This window comes from Novosphingobium profundi (genome assembly GCF_018491765.1).
Lineage (GTDB): Bacteria > Pseudomonadota > Alphaproteobacteria > Sphingomonadales > Sphingomonadaceae > Novosphingobium > Novosphingobium profundi.
This window is the reverse complement of record NZ_JABWCU010000012.1, coordinates 180,380-194,681: the sequence shown is the minus strand read 5'-3', so window position 1 is coordinate 194,681 and position 14,302 is coordinate 180,380. Positions and strand designations below refer to the sequence as shown.

Below are 14,302 nucleotides of genomic sequence, written 5' to 3'. Positions count from 1 at the left end.
CTCGAACTGGTGCGCCCGACGGGATTCGAACCCATGGCCCCCAGATTAGGAATCTGGTGCTCTATCCGGCTGAGCTACGGGCGCACGCAAGCGCGTCCTAGCGAGGCGCGAGGGGCTTGGCAATCGCCTGATCGCGCGTTTCCGGTCCCTGGATCGGTTGGCAAGGCATCAGTTGGTTTCGTCGGGTGAGACGATGGGAAACGGCAGCGGAACAACCGAAATGCCTTCCTCGAGCAGCTCCTGCGCATCGCTGAGGCTCGTCTCGCCGTGGATCGGCTCGGCCTCGCGTTCGCCATAGTGCATTGCCCGCGCATTCTCGGCAAAGGATCCGCCGACGTAGCGCGAGGACTTGAGCGCGCGGGCCTGCATTTCGGCCAGCTTGTCGATCAGTTCGAGCGTCTTGGCGGGAAGTTCGTGCGAGGCGACCGGCGCGACGGGAACCGCCAGGGCCGCCCGCCCGCTTTCACCCGACGGGGCGTCACCAACCGGTTGCGAACGCGGCGCGCGCGCAAGTTGCGGCAACTGGTTGCCCTTGCGTGCAAGGCGCGGCGCCTGGACCGCCTTGTCCACATCCCCACCCCCACAGAATGGGCAGGAAACCAGCCCCTTCTCCTTCTGGCGCACGAAATCGTCGGAGGACTTGAACCATCCTTCGAAGCGGTGCCCCTGGTCGCGGCATTCCAGATCGTAGACAATCATGCGTGGCCTATTTGGCGATTAGCCGGCACTTGGCAAGTAGCGTCGGTTGGCGAGGCTGGGCAATTGCGCGCGGACTTCGGCCAAGCGCGCGGGATCGAGGTCGACGAAGGCAAGCCCCGGCTCCCCCCCATCCTCGGCCCCGCCCATGTCGAGCAGCACCGACCCCCAGGGATCGACCGCGAGCGAATGGCCATAGGTCTCGCGCCCGTCCTCGTGACGGCCCACTTGCGCGGCCGAGAGCACGAAGGCGCTCGCCTCGACGGCGCGCGCGCGTTGCAAGAGATGCCAGTGCGCCTTGCCGGTGGGCACAGTGAAGGCGGCGGGAATCGCGATCACGTCGCACCGCGCACGGCCCAAGGCTTCGAACAGCGCCGGAAAACGGATGTCGTAACAGATCGCAAGGCCGAGCCGCCCAAGCGGGGTATCGAGCGTGACGACCTCCTCGCCCGGCGCATAAGCCTTTGATTCGCGCCAGCTCTCACCACTTGCGAGGTCGACGTCGAACATGTGGATCTTGTCATAGCGCGCGCGGATCGCGCCCTTGTCGTCGATCACGAAGGCACGGTTGGCGTAGCGCCCGTCCCCACCCTCGGGCCGTACGGCGAGCGAACCCAAGTGCACCCAGACGCCTTCGCGCGCGGCGGCCTCGCGCACCGCGGCCAGGACCGGATCCGCGGCCTCGGACACGATCTTCTCCGCCGCGCGCTCGCGCTGGCGGTCGAGCAGGTTCGACATTTCGGGTGTGAACAGCATCGCAGCACCGCCCTCGCGCGCCCGCGCGATGGCGGTGCCGATCGTGGCGGCACTCACCTGCGGGTCGATCCCGCTGGTCATCTGCAACAGCGCGGCGCGCATCTCCGCTCTCGCCCGGCTCTCAGAGGCCCAGGATCGGGTCCAGCTTGCCCGCCCGATCGAGGGCATTGACGTCGTCGAACCCGCCGTAGGCCTTGTCGTCGACGAGGATCTGGGGAACCGTTCGGGCACCCGGAACGCGCGCTTCCATCTCGTCGCGCAAGGGGCCACCCATGGTCACGTCGTACTCCTCGTAGGCCACGCCCTTCTGGTCGAACAGGGCCTTGGCGGCCACGCAGTAGGGGCATCCCCACTTGGAATAGATTTCGACCTTGGCCTGGCTCATGCGGGGGATCTCCTGGGTGATTGCAAAAGGGCGCGTGTCGAGCCCTTGAATTGCCCCTGCGCTATCATATCTAGGTGAACGTGTCATGGCCCACACGGGGATGACACGATGCCGAAGCGCCGGATTGCCGGGCTTCATCCACGAAGATTGCTCAGATGAGGATTTTTGTCATGAACCGTATCGATTTTTCGCCTTATCGCCGCTCCATGGTCGGTTTCGACCGTCTCTTCGACATGCTCGAGAACCAGAACCGCGTGAGCGCGGGCGACAAGTATCCGCCCTTCAATATCGAACGCCGTGGCGAGGATGCCTATCGCATCACGCTCGCCGTGGCTGGCTTCAAGCCCGAGGATATCGACATCACCGCGCAGGCCAACCTGCTCGTGGTCAAGGGCCGCAAGCCCGAGGAACCGGGTGAAGGCGATTTCCTCCATGTCGGCATCGCCCAGCGCGGCTTCGATCGCCGCTTCGAACTTGCCGACTACGTGCGCGTCGACAAGGCGGACCTCGCCGATGGTCTGCTTGTGATCGATCTGGTGCGCGAAATCCCCGAGGCGATGAAGCCCAAGAAGATCGCCATCGGCGGCAACACGCTGACCGTGATCGAAAGCGACGCGGACGACGCGGACCGGGACTCCGCCGCCGCCTGACCCACGCCGGGCCCTCCCGGAAGTCCGGAATGGCGCCCAGATGTTCGAGGGCGGCCTGCCAAGCGCAGGTCGCCCTTTTTCGTGGCCCCAGGTCGCGCGCATTCGCGGCACGGTCACCGCAAGCTTCGCGTTGCGGGCATGCAAAGTGCAATCGCGCGCGCCCGCGCAGTGGCGCGCCTGCGCCGACGTGCCGCTCTAACGGGTCAGGCGTTCGGGCCGCAACGCCCGCTGCGCGGTCGGCTGATGGCTAGAGGGCGACGCGCCGACCTTCGGCGCTCGACGCCAGCGCCGCATCGATGACCTTCTGAACGCCGAGAATTTCGTCAGGAAGTGCGGGCAAGGCAGCCTCGCCCCGGCACGCGCGGGCGAGCCGGGCGTAAAATTCCTGCTGGCATCCGCGCGGCAGTGCGCTCTCGTGACGTTGGCCCGCGGCGTCATAACGCACCAATGGCTCGGGGTCGTGGCCCCAATCCGCATCGCCCGGCCGCAGCCCGGCGACCGACTGTGCCTCCTGTGGATCGATCCCCATCTTGAGCAGCGAACCATCGGTTCCGTGGACCCGGAACCGAGCCTCGCCGCCCGCCACGCACATGCCCGCATGGAGCACGGCGCGCATTCGCGCATAATGGAGCACGACATGGACGAAATCGGCCCCGCGCGCGCCTTCACGAAGGCAGGCGATATCGGCGCTGACCGCATCGGGCATGCCGAAAAGCTGCAATGTCTGGTCGACAAGGTGCGGGCCAAGATCATACCAGACGCCCGATCCGGGCGAGCCGTCTTCACGCCAACGCTCGCGCACTTCGGGGCGGAAGCGGTCGAAGTGCGATTCGAAATGGACGACGCGCCCAATTGCGCCCTGTGCGATCGCGGACTTCACGGCGAGGAAATCGGCGTCCCAGCGCCGGTTGTGGAACGCGGTGACGAGCCGACCGGCCACCTCGGCCTGCGCAACGAGATCGCGCGCCGAGCCGAAATCAAGCGCGAAGGGCTTTTCAACCACGACGTGCTTGCCAGCCGCCAAGGCCTGCCCGGCCAGTTCCACGTGGCTGGCGCTGGGCGTCGCGACGACAACCAGTTCAATCTGCGGATCCGACAGCAAGGCATCGATGTCGGGCACGATCGCAAGGCCAGGCACCGGCGGCGCGGCGTCCGCGCGGCGACTGACCACCGCGCGCAAGTCGAGCTGCGGGCAGGCGGCGATGTAGGGCGCGTGAAACACCCGCGTCGCCATGCCATTGCCGATGATGCCGACGCCGACCGGGCGAGCGCCATGAGCCGCTGCGCCCATCGTCATTTGCTCAGACCAGGCGCGAGTGCTGGAGGGCCGCGGCCACGAAGCCCGAGAACAGCGGATGCGGCTCGAACGGACGCGACTTGAGTTCGGGGTGGAACTGCACGCCCACGAAGAACGGGTGGTCGGGACGCTCGACGATCTCGGGCAGCAAGCCGTCGGGCGACATGCCCGAGAAGATCAGCCCATCCTTTTCAAGCGCGTCGCGGTACTTGCCGTTGACCTCGTAACGGTGGCGATGACGCTCCGAAATCTCGGTCGCGCCGCCATAGATCGAGGAAACCTGGCTGTTGCCGTCCAGCTTGGCCGTGTAGGCGCCCAGGCGCATGGTGCCGCCAAGGTCGCCGCCTTCGGCGCGCGTCTCGAGGCCTTCCTTGCCCATCCACTCGGTGATGATGCCCACCACCGGCTCTTCGGTCGGGCCGAACTCGGTCGAGCTCGCCTTCTCGATACCCGCCGAGCGGGCGCCTTCGATGCAGGCCATCTGCATGCCCAGGCAAATCCCGAAGAAGGGCACGTTGCGTTCGCGTGCGAAGCGCACCGCGGCGATCTTGCCCTCGGTGCCTCGCTCGCCGAAGCCGCCCGGCACGAGAATTCCGTGCATCGGCTCAAGCGCATGCGCGATCTCGCTGTCGGACTTCTCGAAGACCTCGGCATCGATCCACTTGATATGGACCTTCACCTTGTTGGCCATGCCGCCATGGACGAGCGCTTCGTTGAGCGACTTGTAGGCATCGGGCAAGCCGACGTACTTGCCGACCACGCCGATGGTGACTTCGCCTTCGGGGTTCTGGAAGCGATCGACGATCCCGGTCCAGCGCGAAAGCTCGGGCGCGGGCGAGTTGAGGCCGAAGTGGTGCAGCACTTCCGCGTCGAGCCCCTCGGCGTGGTACTGAAGGGGCACCGCGTAAATGTTGGGCGCGTCGAGCGCGGGGATGACCGCTTCACGGCGCACGTTGCAGAACAGCGCGATCTTGGCGCGCTCGCCCTCGGGCAGCTCGTGCTCACAGCGGCACAGGAGGATGTCGGGCTGGATGCCAAGGCCGGTCATCTCGCGCACCGAGTGCTGCGTCGGCTTGGTCTTCAGCTCACCGGCCGCCGCGATGTAGGGCACCAGCGTGACGTGGACGAAGCAGGTGTTCTCACGGCCGAGCTCGTTGCGCATCTGGCGCAGTGCCTCGATGAAGGGCAGGCCTTCGATGTCGCCGACGGTACCGCCCACTTCGCACAGCACGAAGTCGAGGTCGTCGGTATCGGCCTGCGCGAAGTCCTTGATCGCATCGGTGACGTGCGGGATCACCTGGACAGTGGCGCCGAGGTAATCGCCGCGGCGCTCCTTGGCGATGATGTCCTGGTAGATGCGGCCCGAGGTGATGTTGTCGCCCTGGTGTGCCGAAACGCCGGTGAAACGCTCGTAGTGACCAAGGTCGAGATCCGCCTCCGCACCATCGTCGGTCACGAAGACCTCGCCGTGCTGGTAGGGGCTCATCGTGCCGGGGTCGACGTTGAGATAGGGGTCGAACTTGCGGATTCGCACTCGGAACCCACGGGCCTGCAGCAACGCGGCCAGGCTGGCGGCCATAAGGCCCTTGCCAAGCGAGGAGACCACGCCGCCGGTGATGAAGATGTGCCGCGCCATGGGAATTGGGCCTTAAATTGGGTGGGGGGTTCAGCGCAAGCGCCAAGAACCCGTTTCCACAGGATCAAACTCAATAAAATACCGCCTGACTACGCCAGACGGCATTTCGGTTGCAAAGATGAATGGGAGCGTCTTCGGGGCCGATCCAGCACAAAGCCAAGGGATCCGCCCCGCCATGCCGTTACTGCTGCGCAGCTCCCGACAACGGATCGTCCTTGGCCGGCGTAGCGGAACCATCCGCCGTGCCTGCCCCCGATTCGTTGCCGGCGGCTCCCGCCAGCGGATCGGCCGGAGCCGAAGGCGTCGCAGCCGGGGCCGCGCCGCGCTGGAGCGAGGTGTCGATATCGCTACCGTTGTTGGCATCGACCGCCATGGCGGCGAGAATGATGCTCAGGACCACGAAGAGGCCAGCCAGGACCGCCGTCGAACGGGTCAGGAAATCCGCCGCGCCGCGCGCCGACATCAGCCCCGAGGGGTTGCCGCCACCGACGCCGAGACCACCGCCTTCGGACTTCTGGACCAGGATAACACCGACCAGGGCGGCTGCCACCAGCGCCTGAACGACGGTCAGAAAAACAAACATTGCCTCAATCTCAGCTTTCAAAAGGGGCCCGCGAAAAGCCCTCGCGATCCGCATTCACAAGCGGCGCAGATAAGCGCTACGCCCCCCGAACGCAACCCGGCCCGGGACGGGATTTGCACCAGCCCCCTGCCCCGGCACTCCGCCGAGCTCCCGCAGGAGCTGGCCGGGCTGGCGACAGGATGGGGCGCTCGCGATCAGTCCGCGACCAACGAGGCCGCAGCACCGACGATCGCGAGGAAGCTTTCCGCACTCAGACTGGCGCCGCCGACGAGGGCGCCACCCACTTCGGGCACGCTCAGCAGTTCGGAGGCGTTGTCGGACTTGACCGAACCGCCGTAAAGAATGCGCACACCCTCGCCGCTCGCACCGTAAAGATCGACGAGCTTGGCGCGGATCGCGCGGTGCATCGCCTCGACGTCCTCGATCGAGGGCACGCGCCCGGTGCCGATGGCCCAGATCGGCTCATAGGCCACCGAAAACTTTTCCGGCGCCTGTTCGCCCTGCGGACACGAAGCGGCGACTTGCGCGGCGACGACCGCCTCGGCCTCGCCGGCATCGCGCTGCGCTTCGCTCTCGCCGACGCAGAGAATGACGCCCAGACCGGCACCGATCGCGGTCTCGGCCTTGGCCTTGACCACGGCGTCGCTCTCACCATGCACGGTGCGACGTTCGGAATGCCCCACGATCGTAAAGTCGGCGCCCGCGTCCTTGAGCATCACCGCCGAAATATCACCGGTGAAGGCGCCGCTCTCTTCGACATGGCAATCCTGCCCGCCCACACCGATGATCTCGGCGGCTTCGCGGGCCCGGTAGATGAGCGTTGCGGGCGGCGCGATCGCCACCTGCACACGCGGGAAACGGCCCGCGGCACGATCAATCGCGCGCACTTCGTTGAGCATCGCGCGGGTGCCGTTCATTTTCCAGTTTCCGACGATGTAAGGCAATCCAGCCATCTTGGTCCCTTGATCAAATCGACGCCAAACCGAACGAACTTCCCGGCGAACGGGAATCGGAAGGCCGTTGTAGCGGGGCGCTGCTAGGCCAGCACTAGCGGATTTGTCAAAGCCGGGGGAGATTTCTCTTTCCACTGCTTATTATGCACCTCGCGTTTACCCTCAGGTTCGCCACGCCATCATCGCACGTGCATCCAGTGCCGTTGCGCCAGAAGGCGCTGCCAACCAGGATGCGTCGGCAAGCCATCGTTCAGAAGCGCTGCGCCAGTAGCTTTGGGAAGTTGCCTGCCCCCTCTGCGACCCGGATCAGGACAGGAATCGTGCCCAAAGGGTCGAGTCGCCATTGCAGGACGGGCAAAGCCCCCCTAAAGCCTCGCCCGTTTCCCGCTTTCCCTTCGGGTTTATCCTGAGCGGGAAAGCGCCTCACAGACCGCTCACTAACGGCCGGACAAGACATGCTCAGCTTCTTCAGATCGTTCATCAAGTCCAAGATCGGCGGCGTCATCGCCCTCGCCGTGCTCGTACTCATCGCACTGGCCTTCGCCAGCGGCGACATCGCGGGCATGCGCAGCGGCGCCGGCGCGTCGGACGGCACCAATGTTGCCAGCGTCGGCGACCAGGCCATCACCGCCAACGATCTGTCGCAAGGCGCCAACGCGGCACTCGCGCGCGTCCAGCAGAACAACCCGCAGGCCTCGATGAGCCAGCTCGTCGCGCAGGGTGGTCTCGAGGCCATCCTCGACCAGCTGATCGAGCGTTCGGCGCTGTTCGTATTCGGCAAGGAGCACGGCGTGGTCGCGGGCGACCGTCTGATCGACAGCGAAATCGCCCAGATCCCGGCATTCCAGGGCGTCGACGGCAAGTTCGACCAGAACGCGTTCCGCCAGGCACTGGCGCAGCAGGGCCTGTCCGAAAAGAGCCTGCGCGAGGACATCGCGCGCGGCCTCGTCGGCCAGCAGCTGGCAACGCCGGCGCAATTCGGCGCGGTCATGCCTGCCTTCATCACCAAGCGCTACGCGGCCCTCATCGACGAGACGCGCAGCGGGTCGGTGCTCGCGCTGCCCTCGATGCTGTTCGCCCCCAAGGACGCGCCCGACGACAAGACGCTGGCCGCGTTCTACAAGGGCCATACCAGCGCCTTCATCCGCCCCGAGCGCCGCGTGCTGCGCTATGCCACGTTCACCATGGACAGCTTGCCCGAGCCCGCGGCCCCCAGCGACGCGCAGATCGCGGCCCAATACAAGAAGGACGAAGCCCGCTACGCCGCCAAGGACGATCGTCGCATCAGCCAGGTGATCGCGCCCAGCGAAGCCGACGCCAAGGCCATCGTCGCCGCGGTCAAGGGCGGCAAGACGCTCGAGGACGCGGCCAAGGCCAAGGGGCTCTCGGCCGCCAAGCTTGAGTTCTTCAGCCGCAAGGAACTTAGCGACCAGTTCTCCAAGGCCGTCGCCGACGCCGTCTTCGCGGCCCCCGTCGGCAGCCTCGCCGAGCCCGCCAAGTCGGCCCTGGGCTGGAACGTCGTGCGCGTCGAGGAAGCCGATACCAAGCCCGCCCGCACTCTTGACGAGGTCAAGGACGAGCTGGTCAAGGAAATCCAGACCGACGAACGGCGCAAGGCTTTCGCCGCCAAGCTCGAAGGCATCGAGGACAAGTTCTCGAACGGCGCGAGCCTGCCCGAAGTCGCCAAGTCGCTCGGCGTCGAAGTGCAGTCGACCAAACCGGTCACCGCCGACGGCCGCGTCTACATGACGCAAGGCGAAAGCGTCGATGACGGCCTCAAGGCGCTGCTGCCGACAGCCTTCAAGATGGACCAGGAGCAGCCCCAGCTCACCCAGATGGGCCAGGGCCAGGACTTCTCCGCCAGCCGTCCTTTCGTGATCTACGACGTGACCCAGATCACTCCGTCCGCGCCGGCGCCCTTCGACGAGATCAAGGACGACGTGAAGGCCGCCTGGGCGATGGACACGGGCTCGAAGGCCGCCAAGGCCGCCGCGCTCAAGGTCCAGGCCGAGATGGCCAAGGGCAAGTCGATGAACGCCGCGATGGCGGACCTCGGCCGCCAGCTGCCCCCGATCGAACAAGTCGGCATGTCGCGCGCGACGCTCAGCCGTGCGCTTCAGTCGGGCCGCCAGGTGCCCCCGCCCGTCTCGCTCATGTTCCACATGACCAAGGACAGCGTGAAGGTGCAGTCGGCTGAGGGCGAACGCGGATGGTTCGTCGTCCAGCTCAAGGACATCACCCCCGGCAAGGTACAGTCCGACGCAATCATCGCGCAGGCCCGCAAGGAACTGGGTGGCCAGCTCGGCGAAGGCTTCGTGACCGCACTGAGCAAGGCAGTGGCCAAGGACCTCAAGGTCGAGAAGAACGCCGCGACCATCAAGGCCGTCAAGGACCGCCTCGGCGGCAGCGCGGCGGGCGTTCCCGCCCCCGGCGCCTGATCGCGCCCGGCACTTATCTCCAATACGTCAACTCCAGCACCTGACAGGACCATGACCACACAGCGCCAGACGCCCAGCGACGCGATCCGCAAGGACGCCCTCGACCAGCTTTCCAACGGAAAGCCGGCGCTGGTCTGGCGCAGGCTCGTGGCCGATACCGAGACGCCGGTGGGCGCCGCACTCAAGCTGTTCGAGGACGGCCGCGGCGACTTCCTGCTCGAATCGGTCGAAGGCGGCGCGGCGCGCGGGCGCTACAGTCTGCTCGGGCTCGATCCCGACCTGGTGTTCCGCGCCCAAGGCCATGGCTGCGAGATCAACCGCAACTGGAAACAGGCACCGGAAGCTTTCGCGGCGCTGCCTGGCGACAGCCTCGTCGAACTACGCGCGCTCGTCGAAAGCTGCCGGATCGACGTTCCTGCCGAACTCCCCCCCGCGCTTGCCTGCGTGGTCGGCTACTTCGGCTATGAAACGATCGGCCTTGTCGAGAAGCTGCCGCGTGCAGCCCAAAGCGCGCTCGACGTGCCCGACATGCTCTTCGTGCGCCCCTCGGTTCTGCTGGTGTTCGATTCGCTCGGCGACGAGCTGTTCTGCGTCGCACCGCTCTGGCCCTCGGCCGGGGAACCCGCGGCGCTGGTCGCCAGCGCCGAAGAGCGCATCGAGGAAACCCTGCGCCGCCTTGCGCAGCCGGTTCCCGCTGCCCCCCTCCTCGCCGACCTGCCCCAACCGGTGCAGACCCCGGTGCTGGCGGACGGCGAATACGAGGCGATGGTGGCGCGCGCCAAGGACTACATCGAGGCGGGCGACATCTTCCAGATCGTCCTCGCCCAGCGCTTTACGTGCGAGTTCCCCCTGCCGCCGCTTGCGCTCTACCGTGCGCTTCGCCGCGTGAACCCCTCGCCGTTCCTCTATTTCCTCGATCTGCCCGGCTTTGCGCTGATCGGCTCGAGCCCCGAGATTCTCGTGCGCGTGCGGAAGGACGAAGAGGGGCAGCCGCAAGTCACGATCCGACCGATCGCGGGCACCCGTCCGCGCGGCAGAAACGAAGCCGAGGACAAGGCGAACGAGAGCAGCCTGCTCGCCGACGAGAAGGAACGTGCCGAGCATCTCATGCTGCTCGACCTCGGGCGCAACGACGTCGGCCGCGTTTCGACCGCCGGCTCGGTCGAAGTGACCGACAGCTACACGATCGAGCGGTACAGCCACGTCATGCACATCGTGTCGAACGTGGTCGGCACGCTCGACACCGCACGAAGCGACGCCATCGACGCGGTCTTCGCCGGATTTCCGGCAGGTACCGTCTCGGGCGCGCCCAAAGTGCGTGCCTGCCAGATCATTGCCGAACTCGAACCCGAGACGCGCGGGGCCTATGCGGGCGGTGTGGGCTATTTCTCGCCCGACGGCTCGGTCGATTCGTGCATCGTTCTGCGCACCGGCGTGCTCAAGGATGGCGTGCTCCACGTCCAGGCGGGCGCGGGCATCGTCGCCGACAGCGATCCGGTTTCCGAGCAGAACGAGTGCCTCCACAAGTCCGGCGCGCTTTTCGCCGCCGCACGCGAGGCGATCCGCGTCGCCGGAGAGCCGGGCTTCGGGCAATGACGGCACTACGGCGGCTGTCGGTCGCCGGGCTCGCGCTGCCTCTTGTTCTGCTTGCCGCCTGTTCGTCGAAATCGGACAAGGGGCCCGAGGCTCCGCCTCCGCCGCCTTGCGAGAGCGCGCAGTTCGAAGGCGCGGCCTTCACGCATTGCACCGCCGTGCCCGGGCGCAACACGATCCACACCGTGCTCGCCCCCAAGGGTGGCAAGCCCTACCGTACGATGAGCCAGCTCGCGGTCAGCCGTCCCGCTGGAAGCCCGGCGGTCGCCTTCGCGATGAACGCGGGGATGTTCGACAGCGCAGGCTATCCGATCGGCTACTACGTCGAGGATGGCCAGCGCCTCCACGCGCTCAACACCAACGACGGGCCGGGCAATTTCCACATGAAGCCCAATGGCGTCTTCTTTGGCGATTCCACGGGCCACTGGCGCGTGGTCAGTTCCGAGGACTTCGCCGGCAAGATCGACCACCGCCCCGATTTCGGCACCCAGTCGGGCCCGATGCTGGTGATCGAGGGCAAGCTGCACCCTGCGATCGACGAGGACGGCACCTCGAAGAAGCTGCGCAACGGCGTCGGCGTCGACGCGATCGGGCAGGCCCATTTCGTCATTTCCGAGGAGCCGGTCTCGTTCGGCAAGCTCGCGCGCTACTTCCGCGACGTGCTCCAGTGCCGCAACGCGCTGTTCCTCGACGGCTCGGTCTCCTCGCTGTGGGACCCCGAACATGGCCGCGTCGACGGCGGGCCCGAGCTTGGCCCCTTGATCGTCGTGGAGAAACGCGCAAAGGCGCAAGGGAGAAAGGGAAAGCCATGATCCTCGTCATCGACAACTACGACAGCTTCACCTGGAACCTGGTCCACTACGTCATGGAACTGGGCGCCGAAGTGAAGGTGGTGCGCAACGACGCGCTCACGATCGAGGAGGCACTCGCTTCGGGTGCGAAGGGCTTCCTCATCTCGCCGGGCCCCTGCACCCCCAACGAGGCCGGGATCAGTCTCGATCTCGTCGGTGCGGCGGCGAAGGCAGGCGTCCCTCTCTTGGGCGTGTGCCTCGGCCACCAGTCGATCGGCCAGTACTTCGGCGGCAAGGTCGTGCGCGGTGGGCTGATGCACGGCAAGACCTCGCGTATGACGCACGACGATACCGGCCTCTTCGAAGGCCTGCCCTCGCCCTTCACCGCGACGCGCTACCATTCGCTGATCGTCGAGGACATTCCCGAATGCCTCCTCGTCAACTGCCGCTCGGACGACGGCCACGTGATGGGCTTTCGACATGCCGAACTGCCGATCCACGGCGTGCAGTTCCACCCCGAGTCGATCGCGACCGAGCACGGCCACGCCATGCTCGCCAACTTCCTGAAGATCTGCGGTCTCGAAGCCAGGATGCCCGCACGGCTCTCGGCGGCATGAGCACCATGATCACCCTGCCCGATCCCGCGCACCCGATCGAGGAGGCCGAGGCCCACGAGGCCTTCGCCGCGATCCTCGACGGCCGTGTCGAGGACGAGGCGATCAAAACCTTCCTTGTCGCCCTCTCGAAGCGCGGCGAGAACGCCAGCGAGATCGCCGGCGCAGCGCGCGCGATGCGCGAGCGGATGATACCGGTTGCGGCCCCTGAAGGCGCGATCGACGTGTGCGGCACGGGCGGCGATGGGCACCACACGCTCAACGTCTCGACGGCCGTCAGCCTGGTCGTCGCGGCCTGCAACGTTCCCGTCGCCAAGCACGGCAACCGCGCCGCCAGCTCCAAGTCGGGCGCGGCCGACACGCTCGAGGCGCTCGGCATCAATCTCGACCGCGCCGCCGAAACCGCTGAGGAAACCTTGCGCGAGATCGGCATCGGCTTCCTTTTCGCGGGCAAGCACCATCCGGCGATGGGCCGCATCATGCCGATCCGCAAGGCGATCGGCGAACGCACGATCTTCAACCTGATGGGCCCGCTCGCCAATCCCGCGAATGTCCGCCGCCAGCTCGTGGGTATCGCGCGCCCGGCCTACGTGCCGATTTACGCCGAGGCCATCGCCCGGCTCGGGATCGAGCACGCGATGGTCATTTCGGGCGACGAAGGGCTCGACGAACTGAGCCTGGGAGGCGGCAACGAAGTGGCCGAAGTGCTCGGCCGTGAAGTCTCGATGAAGCGCATCACGGCAGCGGAGCTCGGGCTTATGACGGCGCCGGTCGATGCCATCCGCGGCGGCGATCCGGCCTACAACGCGGCCGCGCTGCGCCGCCTGCTCGAGGGCGAGCCTGGCGCCTATCGCGACGCGGTGCTGCTCAATGCGGCCGCCGCGCTGATGGTAGCGGGCGAAGCGCAAAGCTGGGCCGAAGGCGTCGAGGAAGCCGCCGAAGCCATCGACAAGGGCCTTGCCAATGCCCTGCTCAATTGCTGGATCGCAGCCACGCAGCCCTGATCGCGCCGGGCGTCCGTGGGCACAAACCCCATCCCGCCCCATCACGAAGAGAAGACGATGTCCGACAAGCTGACCGAAATCTGTGAGACCAAACGCGGCGAAGTCGCGGTGCGTAAGACCCTCTCGACGCTTTCCGAGCTCGACGCGCAGGCCTCGTTCCAGAGCGCCCCGCGCGGCTTCGAGGCGGCGCTGCGGGCGAAAGCTGCCGACGGCTTCGCGCTGATCGCCGAAATCAAGAAGGCAAGTCCGTCCAAAGGCCTGATCCGACCCGATTTCCACCCGGCCGAGCACGCCATGGCTTACGAAAAGGGCGGCGCGGCCTGCCTCTCGATCCTGACCGACGCGCCCTACTTCCAGGGTCACGAGGATTTCCTGGTCGCCGCGCGCGCCGCCGTGGCGCTGCCGGTGATCCGCAAGGACTTCATGATCGACCCCTGGCAGGTGGCCGAAGCGCGTGCGATCGGAGCCGACGCGATCCTCATCATCGTCGCCGCGCTCGACGACGTGCAAATGGCCGAGATCGAGGCCGCGGCGCACGAACGTGGCATGGATTGCCTTGTCGAAGTTCACAACGAACTTGAAATGGAACGCGCAAGCCTCTTGAAATCAAGACTTATTGGCGTCAACAATCGAGACCTCAAGCGCTTCGTCACCGACATCGGCATCACCGAACGCCTCGCGCCTTTGGCGCCCGAGGGCGCGCTTCTTGTCTCCGAGAGCGGGATCAACCGGCACGAGGATCTGGTGCGCCTCTCCACCTGCGGCGCGCGCACTTTCCTCGTCGGCGAAAGCCTGATGCGCGAGGCCGACGTCGAAGCGGCCACCCGCGCGCTTCTCACCGGCGCCTGAAAAGGGCTGTCCTGCACGTGGCCGATCTGCAAAGGTTGCACCATCGCCGCGCGTGAT

14 protein-coding genes and 1 tRNA gene are annotated in these 14,302 nt (G+C 66.5%); 7 read left to right on the top strand and 8 right to left on the bottom strand.

Annotation, left to right across the window (positions count from 1 at the left end; genetic code table 11):
* Positions 1 to 7: 7 nt before the first annotated feature.
* The 4 genes from HT136_RS15405 to grxC form a co-directional block, all read right to left on the bottom strand.
* Positions 8 to 84, bottom strand: a tRNA-Arg gene (locus HT136_RS15405).
* A gap of 84 nt (positions 85 to 168) precedes the next feature.
* Positions 169 to 699, bottom strand: a complete 531-nt coding sequence (locus HT136_RS15400) for a DUF1178 family protein (protein ID WP_214200676.1) — start codon at positions 697 to 699, stop codon at positions 169 to 171.
* A gap of 18 nt (positions 700 to 717) precedes the next feature.
* Entirely contained in the window at positions 718 to 1,554 is an 837-nt protein-coding gene (locus HT136_RS15395; protein ID WP_214200675.1) for a carbon-nitrogen hydrolase family protein, read from the bottom strand.
* A 19-nt stretch (positions 1,555 to 1,573) separates the two neighbouring features.
* On the bottom strand, positions 1,574 to 1,837 hold the full coding sequence (gene grxC / locus HT136_RS15390; RefSeq protein WP_214200674.1) for a glutaredoxin 3: 264 nt from the start codon (positions 1,835 to 1,837) through the stop codon (positions 1,574 to 1,576).
* Between the two features lie 170 nt (positions 1,838 to 2,007).
* Here grxC and HT136_RS15385 point away from each other — a divergent pair, with 170 nt between their 5' ends.
* Positions 2,008 to 2,487, top strand: coding sequence for an Hsp20 family protein (locus HT136_RS15385; protein ID WP_214200673.1), 480 nt, complete (start codon positions 2,008 to 2,010; stop codon positions 2,485 to 2,487).
* Positions 2,488 to 2,734: 247 nt separating this feature from the next.
* Here the strand turns inward: HT136_RS15385 and HT136_RS15380 are convergent, their stop codons facing one another.
* From HT136_RS15380 to tpiA, 4 genes are all read right to left on the bottom strand, one after another.
* A complete protein-coding gene (locus HT136_RS15380) occupies positions 2,735 to 3,784 on the bottom strand; it encodes an oxidoreductase (RefSeq protein WP_246543746.1) in 1,050 nt (349 codons plus the stop codon).
* Positions 3,785 to 3,788: 4 nt separating this feature from the next.
* Positions 3,789 to 5,420 (bottom strand): CTP synthase, encoded by a 1,632-nt coding sequence (gene pyrG / locus HT136_RS15375; protein ID WP_214200672.1) that lies wholly within the window; start codon positions 5,418 to 5,420, stop codon positions 3,789 to 3,791.
* Between the two features lie 181 nt (positions 5,421 to 5,601).
* Positions 5,602 to 6,003 carry a preprotein translocase subunit SecG gene (gene secG / locus HT136_RS15370; RefSeq protein ID WP_214200671.1) on the bottom strand — a complete coding sequence of 134 codons (402 nt, stop codon included), beginning with the start codon at positions 6,001 to 6,003 and terminating at the stop codon, positions 5,602 to 5,604.
* A 194-nt stretch (positions 6,004 to 6,197) separates the two neighbouring features.
* The gene (gene tpiA / locus HT136_RS15365) at positions 6,198 to 6,956 is read right to left on the bottom strand and encodes a triose-phosphate isomerase (protein ID WP_214200670.1); all 759 of its coding nucleotides are present in this window, start codon (positions 6,954 to 6,956) and stop codon (positions 6,198 to 6,200) included.
* Between the two features lie 455 nt (positions 6,957 to 7,411).
* Here tpiA and HT136_RS15360 point away from each other — a divergent pair, with 455 nt between their 5' ends.
* The 6 genes from HT136_RS15360 to trpC are packed head-to-tail and all read left to right on the top strand — an operon-like array spanning position 7,412 to position 14,245.
* Positions 7,412 to 9,394 carry a peptidylprolyl isomerase gene (locus HT136_RS15360; RefSeq protein WP_214200669.1) on the top strand — a complete coding sequence of 661 codons (1,983 nt, stop codon included), beginning with the start codon at positions 7,412 to 7,414 and terminating at the stop codon, positions 9,392 to 9,394.
* A 51-nt stretch (positions 9,395 to 9,445) separates the two neighbouring features.
* Positions 9,446 to 10,990 carry an anthranilate synthase component I family protein gene (locus tag HT136_RS15355; protein ID WP_214200668.1) on the top strand — a complete coding sequence of 515 codons (1,545 nt, stop codon included), beginning with the start codon at positions 9,446 to 9,448 and terminating at the stop codon, positions 10,988 to 10,990.
* Positions 10,987 to 11,799, top strand: a complete 813-nt coding sequence (locus HT136_RS15350; RefSeq protein WP_214200667.1) for a phosphodiester glycosidase family protein — start codon at positions 10,987 to 10,989, stop codon at positions 11,797 to 11,799. The genes HT136_RS15355 and HT136_RS15350 overlap by 4 nt, the downstream gene beginning before the upstream one ends.
* Positions 11,796 to 12,395 (top strand): anthranilate synthase component II, encoded by a 600-nt coding sequence (locus HT136_RS15345; RefSeq protein ID WP_214200666.1) that lies wholly within the window; start codon positions 11,796 to 11,798, stop codon positions 12,393 to 12,395. The genes HT136_RS15350 and HT136_RS15345 overlap by 4 nt, the downstream gene beginning before the upstream one ends.
* Before the next feature lie 5 nt (positions 12,396 to 12,400).
* Complete coding sequence (gene trpD / locus HT136_RS15340; protein WP_214200705.1) at positions 12,401 to 13,396, top strand: anthranilate phosphoribosyltransferase; 996 nt, start codon at positions 12,401 to 12,403, stop codon at positions 13,394 to 13,396.
* Positions 13,397 to 13,453: 57 nt separating this feature from the next.
* Positions 13,454 to 14,245 carry an indole-3-glycerol phosphate synthase TrpC gene (trpC, locus tag HT136_RS15335; protein ID WP_214200665.1) on the top strand — a complete coding sequence of 264 codons (792 nt, stop codon included), beginning with the start codon at positions 13,454 to 13,456 and terminating at the stop codon, positions 14,243 to 14,245.
* Positions 14,246 to 14,302 lie beyond the last annotated feature (57 nt).

Bases quoted from the DNA above. Each gene is read 5' to 3' on its own strand.
- HT136_RS15400 (WP_214200676.1), bottom strand. From the start codon at position 699: ATGATTGTCTACGATCTGGAATGCCGCGACCAGGGGCACCGCTTCGAA.
- HT136_RS15395 (WP_214200675.1), bottom strand. From the start codon at position 1,554: ATGCGCGCCGCGCTGTTGCAGATGACCAGCGGGATCGACCCGCAGGTG.
- grxC (WP_214200674.1), bottom strand. From the start codon at position 1,837: ATGAGCCAGGCCAAGGTCGAAATCTATTCCAAGTGGGGATGCCCCTAC.
- HT136_RS15385 (WP_214200673.1), top strand. From the start codon at position 2,008: ATGAACCGTATCGATTTTTCGCCTTATCGCCGCTCCATGGTCGGTTTC.
- HT136_RS15380 (WP_246543746.1), bottom strand. From the start codon at position 3,784: ATGACGATGGGCGCAGCGGCTCATGGCGCTCGCCCGGTCGGCGTCGGC.
- pyrG (WP_214200672.1), bottom strand. From the start codon at position 5,420: ATGGCGCGGCACATCTTCATCACCGGCGGCGTGGTCTCCTCGCTTGGC.
- secG (WP_214200671.1), bottom strand. From the start codon at position 6,003: ATGTTTGTTTTTCTGACCGTCGTTCAGGCGCTGGTGGCAGCCGCCCTG.
- tpiA (WP_214200670.1), bottom strand. From the start codon at position 6,956: ATGGCTGGATTGCCTTACATCGTCGGAAACTGGAAAATGAACGGCACC.
- HT136_RS15360 (WP_214200669.1), top strand. From the start codon at position 7,412: ATGCTCAGCTTCTTCAGATCGTTCATCAAGTCCAAGATCGGCGGCGTC.
- HT136_RS15355 (WP_214200668.1), top strand. From the start codon at position 9,446: ATGACCACACAGCGCCAGACGCCCAGCGACGCGATCCGCAAGGACGCC.
- HT136_RS15350 (WP_214200667.1), top strand. From the start codon at position 10,987: ATGACGGCACTACGGCGGCTGTCGGTCGCCGGGCTCGCGCTGCCTCTT.
- HT136_RS15345 (WP_214200666.1), top strand. From the start codon at position 11,796: ATGATCCTCGTCATCGACAACTACGACAGCTTCACCTGGAACCTGGTC.
- trpD (WP_214200705.1), top strand. From the start codon at position 12,401: ATGATCACCCTGCCCGATCCCGCGCACCCGATCGAGGAGGCCGAGGCC.
- trpC (WP_214200665.1), top strand. From the start codon at position 13,454: ATGTCCGACAAGCTGACCGAAATCTGTGAGACCAAACGCGGCGAAGTC.